This window comes from Janibacter sp. CFPM2_SD2 (assembly GCF_057364645.1).
The window spans coordinates 1-2,554 of record NZ_JBNFOF010000289.1 but is presented as its reverse complement, the minus strand read 5'-3'; the positions used below and the strand labels follow the sequence as shown (position 1 = coordinate 2,554).

Genomic DNA, 2,554 nt, shown 5'->3' with positions numbered 1-2,554 from the left:
ACCGCGAGCGTCGAGGCACTCGGCGGGCGCGGGCACGTCGTCGGCCACTCCTACGGCGCCGTCACCGCGATGCTCGCCGCGCAGCGGCGGCCCGACCTGCTGCGCAGCCTCGTGCTCATCGAGCCCGCGTGCTACGACGTCGCCCGCGGTGGCCGCCATGTCGAGGCCCACATCGCCGCGATGGCGCCGGTCTACGCCGTCGCCGACGACCCGGAGGTCGACGGACGGGACTTCCTCGACCGCTTCGCCGCCGGCATGAGCCACGCCCCGCTCGACATCGACACCGTCACCTGCGATGCCCTCGCCGCGCGGATCCGAGCCACCCCGGCCCCCTGGGAGGTCGCGCTGCGCACCGACACCCCGCGCCTGGTGCCGACGCTCGTCATCACCGGCGACGACCGGCCGATGTACACGGAGGTCGCCGCCGCCCTCGAGGCGAAGGGGGCGACGCACCTCGTCCTGCCGGGTGCGGACCACCGCCCCCAGGACCACCCGGAGGGGTGGGCCGCCATGCGCGACTTCCAGGCGGCCCACGCCCGCTGAGGCGGCCGGGCGATCAGCCCCGGTGGTGGAGCACCGCGACCGGGCAGGTCGCCAGGGCGAGCACCCGCTGCGAGACGGAGCCGAGGAGCAGCCCGCGGAAGCCGCCGCGACCGCGCGAGCCGACGACGAGCAGGTCGGCGCCCGCAGCGACCTCGACGAGGGCGTCGGCGGCCCGGCCGTGCCGGACCTCGACGGTGACGTCGACCTCGGGGTGGGCCGCACGGCCCTCGGTGATGGTGCGCTCGGCCATCTCGCGGTAGCGGGAGTCGACCCTCTCCCACTCCGGCGAGCCGGGCTCGGTGACGACGACGCCGTTCTCGACCTCGACATTCCACGAGGTGACGGTCGTGACCGCGCGACCACGCACGAGCGAGGCGTCGAGGGCGTAGTCGAAGGCGAGGCGGCTGTGCTGGCTGCCGTCGATGCCGACGACGACGCGACCGTCCCCCTTCGCCCCGACGTCCTCCGGGACCAGGACGACGGCGCACGGGGCGTGCGCGACGACGCTCAGCGAGGTCGTGCCGAGGACGATCCGCTCGGCGCGGTTCTTGCGGGCGGAGCCGACGACGAGGACCCGGGCCCCCTCGGCAGCGGCGAGGAGGGCGCCGGTGGGCGAGCCCGTCGGCAGCGCGGTGGTCACGGCGAGGTCGGGGCTCTCCGACCGCACCCGCGCGGCGGCGTCGGCGACGACCTTCGTCGACTCCTGCTCGACCCGCTCGACGATCTCGGGGCTCGTGAGCAGCTCGCCGTAGGCGGACAGGGGCGTGCCGAGGTCGACGGCGTGCACGAGGTGCAGGGGCGCGGACAGCGCCGCGCCTCGGCGACTGCCAGGCGGTGACGGCGTCGTCGCGGTGGCTCCCGTCGAGGGCAGCCACCACGGCGCCGGAGGGTGTCGGGGTGTCGTGGGTGCTGGCGTAGGTGCTCATGCCCCATTGTCCCCACGGAGGCGCCTCAGCGGGAGGGGAGAGTCACCCCCAGTTCGTCAGACCCCGACGGTCGTGGGAGCCTCCCGGCCACACGGCCCGCACGATGCCGGCCGCGGCGAGCGCCTTGCGGCACCCCGGGCACGGAGGGTCGGTGATGTAGGCCGTCGCGCCCTTGGTGTCCCGGGTCGCGAAGAGCAGCGCGTTGACCTCCGCGTGGATCGCGATGCAGAAGCCCTCGGTGCCCGGCCGGTCGTAGTCACCCAGACCGGGCACGGCGTCGTAGCCGAGCCGGCCACGGGGACAGGCCCCCTCGAGGCAGTCCGGCTCGCCGGGGGCTGCGCCGTTGTAGCCCGTCGCGATGATCCGGTGGTCGATCGTCAGCACGGCACCGACGCGGCGGCGGGTGCACTTGGCGCGGGCGGCGACAGCCGTGGCGATGCCGAGGAAGTAGTCGTCCCAGCTCGGCACGCTCGTGGTGGGGGTCTCGTCGGGCACGGACCGATCCTAGGCAGACGGGGCCCGCGTGATAGACCGCTGGGGTGACGAGCCACGAGACGACGCGACGGACTCCCCCCTTCGGACCCGGGCTCGCGCTCCTCGGCGTGGCACTCATCTCGATCAACCTGCGCCCGGGGGCGACCTCGATCGGCCCGCTCCTGGCGGAGGTGCGCGCCGCCCTGGAGATCGGCCCCACCCTCGCCGGTGTCGTCACGGCGCTGCCGGGCTTCGCCTTCGCCGTCGCCGGTGGTGGTGCCGTCGCCCTGGCCCGGCGCGTCGGGGTCTCCGCGGGCATCGCACTCGGCGTCGCCGCGGTCGTCGTCACGCTGCTGGCCCGCGTGCTCACCGACTCCTCCGGCGTCTTCCTCGTGCTCACCGCGGTCGGACTCGCCGGCATGGGGCTGGGCAATGTGCTCGTCCCCGCGTGGATCAAGGCGCACTCCACCGACGGCGGGGTGCGGCTCATGACGATCTACTCGATGGGGCTGACCGTCGGCGGCACCCTCGGGCCGCTGCTCGCCGCCCCGGTCGCCGCCGTCGCCCCCCGGCCGTGGCGCGGAGCGGCTCGGCATGTGGGGGGCTCGTCG

Annotated in this window: 4 protein-coding genes; 2 read left to right on the top strand and 2 right to left on the bottom strand. The window is 75.3% G+C overall.

The genetic code is table 11. The features are described 5' to 3' along the window. A partial coding sequence (locus tag AC2W7J_RS17425; protein ID WP_485983959.1) for an alpha/beta fold hydrolase occupies positions 1–543 on the top strand: 543 nt, incomplete at its 5' end. 13 nt (positions 544–556) lie between these two features. On the opposite strand, the gene AC2W7J_RS17420 is transcribed toward AC2W7J_RS17425, so the two are convergent. Together AC2W7J_RS17420 and AC2W7J_RS17415 are read right to left on the bottom strand one after the other, a co-directional pair. Beyond that, the gene (locus AC2W7J_RS17420) at positions 557–1,351 is read right to left on the bottom strand and encodes a universal stress protein (protein ID WP_485983961.1); all 795 of its coding nucleotides are present in this window, start codon (positions 1,349–1,351) and stop codon (positions 557–559) included. Between the two features lie 160 nt (positions 1,352–1,511). Then, positions 1,512–1,964, bottom strand: coding sequence for a deoxycytidylate deaminase (locus AC2W7J_RS17415; protein ID WP_255185437.1), 453 nt, complete (start codon positions 1,962–1,964; stop codon positions 1,512–1,514). A gap of 44 nt (positions 1,965–2,008) precedes the next feature. Between AC2W7J_RS17415 and AC2W7J_RS17410 the strand changes: the two genes are divergently transcribed. After that, on the top strand, positions 2,009–2,554 hold a 546-nt coding region (locus AC2W7J_RS17410; protein WP_485983957.1), incomplete at its 3' end, for an MFS transporter.